The sequence below is a fragment of the uncultured Campylobacter sp. genome (genome assembly GCF_963517995.1).
Taxonomy (GTDB): Bacteria; Campylobacterota; Campylobacteria; order Campylobacterales; family Campylobacteraceae; genus Campylobacter_A.
In genome coordinates, this window is record NZ_CAUQHQ010000205.1 from 1 (window position 1) to 2,713 (window position 2,713).

At 40.1% G+C, this 2,713-nt stretch carries 3 protein-coding genes; all 3 read right to left on the reverse strand.

Going from position 1 to position 2,713, the window contains the following annotated elements:
* Positions 1 to 970 (reverse strand): hypothetical protein (locus tag RYL88_RS12580; RefSeq protein ID WP_314991764.1); only part of this gene is annotated, 970 nt, incomplete at its 3' end.
* Positions 943 to 1,752, reverse strand: coding sequence for a hypothetical protein (locus RYL88_RS12585; protein ID WP_314991765.1), 810 nt, complete (start codon positions 1,750 to 1,752; stop codon positions 943 to 945). The genes RYL88_RS12585 and RYL88_RS12580, both read right to left, overlap by 28 nt.
* Positions 1,753 to 2,043: 291 nt before the next feature.
* Positions 2,044 to 2,713: hypothetical protein (locus tag RYL88_RS12590; protein ID WP_314991766.1), on the reverse strand; the 670-nt coding region annotated here is incomplete at its 5' end.

Sequence of the window (2,713 nt, forward strand, 5' to 3'; positions counted from 1 at the left end):
GATTTTCGCTATCTTTGCTAACTTCAAAGTTTATATCGGTATTTGCGTACTCGGGGTCGGTTTTTACGGCATTGCTTAGCTTGCCGTCCTCATAAGATAGAGTGAGTTTTTCGCCGCTGGATCTTTCTAATATTTTTTCCTCTAGCGCGCCTTTTTCGTCAAATTTATCTCTAACGATATCCCCTGATTTCGAGGTGCTTGGAGTGTATTCTTGCGTTACTTTGTAGCCGCCTTTTTCATAGATTTTATAGGCTTTGATTTTGTAGTCTTTGATCATATTTTCGCCGTTATAAAATTTACCGTCCGGCATATCGACTTTTATGTCCGAGTTCTCAGGCTGAGCGTCCCTTTTGCCAAATTGTATTTTATATGTTATTCCGGTGCTATCGTTTACGTATTCCCAAGCAAAAGCCTTACCGTCTTTTACGTCGGTAGGAGTCATAGCCGTTTTGCCCGTTTTTTCCTCGACTTTATAGACGTTGTTATCTTTATCGTCCTGCGATACCAGGTCTTTTATGACGTCATACTGGGCTTTTATTAGCTTTATCTCGCTGTTATCGGAGCTATCTATGGTTTTGACGCTATCTACGAGGGATTTTATTTGATCGAAGTTTTTAACAATATTTGCCGAAGTATCTTTTAGCGTAAATTTATCGCCTCTTGCGATTTTATGTTTTAAAGATACGAAAGTAGCGATATCTAGCGTAAAATCCTTGCTGTCGTCTATAAAAAATTTCTCTACGGACGTGCTTTTTATTAGATCTAAATGATCTTTGGTCGCGTTTTGCAGCCAAATTTTACCTTCAGAAATTTTATCTAGCAGTTTTACATAGGTTTTGTTCGCGTCTAAAGTGAAGCTTCCGCTAAATTTGATCGATACAACGTATTTTAAATTTGACGCGATTTTATCTATATTGCTTTGTATATTTCCGGCTTCATCCTCTATAGTAAACGAAGTATTTTCTTCCACGTGGCTTGCGGTTTTTTCAAAAATGTCTTAACGTCGACTTTTTCTATGGTCGGTTTTGGATCCGGATTTGGGAGCGGTTTTGGACTTGGGGTCACAGAGTAGTCTTTGTCGTAGTTTGGAAATTCTTTTTTTATCTCGCTTTGGCTCTTGCCCGTTACCTGCGATATTACCGATATTTTGTCGTTTTTGCTTAGCGACTCGTCTAGTTTTGCTCCGTTTAGGGTCAAATTTGATTTATTGCTTAGGATAGCGTTTTTTATATCTTCGGCAGAGGACGTTGCCGTTACCGCATCGTTTATTTTTAAAAATGAATTTAGGGTTATTTTTACGTCGCCCTCAGGCACGTCTTTTATACTATCGGCTACGACATTTGATGCGATTATTTTGTTTATCAGCATTTTATGGGCGTTTCTCGTAGCGGCATCCGCGCTTTGCGCATGGATTGGATTTAGCGCCGCCTTTAAAATCTCGCTTACGACGTGGCCTCTATCGTTTGTGTCGTTGAGCATTTTTACCCAGCCGGCTTTACCGCCCAGATCGGTATTTTCATCCTTGTTTAGCAAAGTAGCGTAAATATGTTTGATGAAATTTTCATTGCTCTCTAGGCTTTTACCGAAAAATTCCTTCGATGCCGTCGTGTCTAACATCAAATTTGCAACGCTGGATAATTTTAAATTATTCGCGTTTGCCGATTTTAGCCAGGCCTCGTTGCCTGCGCCTTCGCTAGCTCTACCGAATAAAGCGACGTAAAGTCCTGAAATTTGAGACTGAGTTAAAGACATTTTATACCTTTGGGTTAAATTTTTTAAATATTTGTGCTTAATATTTAAAATTTTATTATTATATAGTATAAGTATAAAAATAAAACTTAAGCTTAAAATAAAATATCAAATACGCGGTACAGGGAAATTTATCGTAAATTTCCCGAATTTTGTGCGATAGAATCGACGCTAGAAGAGATTTTTGCAGAAAAAGACGTTTTTAAATTTAACGGAGGCAAGTTATGATTTAATTTTCCAAAATGGTTTTAACATCCCGAGTATTTTTATGAAACCCAATTCTTGGCCCATAATTTACTTTCCAAAAAGCCTCTTTATTGCGCCCAAAAAGCCGCCCGAGCCTTCGTTTTTATCGCTTTCGTTTTTCTTTTTATCCAGCTTCATCGCTTCGCTTAGTTGTTGAGCCGCCGTATCGGCGTAGATAAACGCGCCTTCGGGGTCGCAATTAAAAAGATTTGAGTAGCATTCGGAGCTGTTTAGATCAAGCGGGTTTGGCATAATGACGTCGGTTGCCTCAAGCAGTCCGTAGCCGCCCTCTACGCTAAATTTAACCGCACTCAAAAATGCGGGCAAATTTTGGGCGTAAAAATTATCCGTTTTTTGCTTGATATCGCCGCCTGCGTTGTAGTCCTGCCAAAATTTAGCCAAATTTGCCGCGCTTACAAACGCGCCCGATGAGTAGTTTCCGTCAAATTCGCCGGTAAATTTAGCTTTTATTTCAGGCGGTATAACGCCGATTATGTCGCTTAGATACCGCTTAAATTCGCCATATTCCTGCGCCAAAAAGCCAAACGCTGTGCCGCGCGTGTAGAAGTATTTTCTAAAAAATCCCTGCACGGCGGCGAGTATGTAGCCGTGTCCCGTCGAAAAGCTCTCGCCATCTTTGGTTTCAAGCGCGATTTTAAGAGTATCGATGTACTTTTGCGCGTAAAAATCCTCCATGCCGTACTCTTTTGCGAGCCTT

Coding starts and splice junctions, on each gene's coding strand:
- RYL88_RS12585 (WP_314991765.1), bottom strand. CDS start 1,752: ATGTCTTTAACTCAGTCTCAAATTTCAGGACTTTACGTCGCTTTATTC.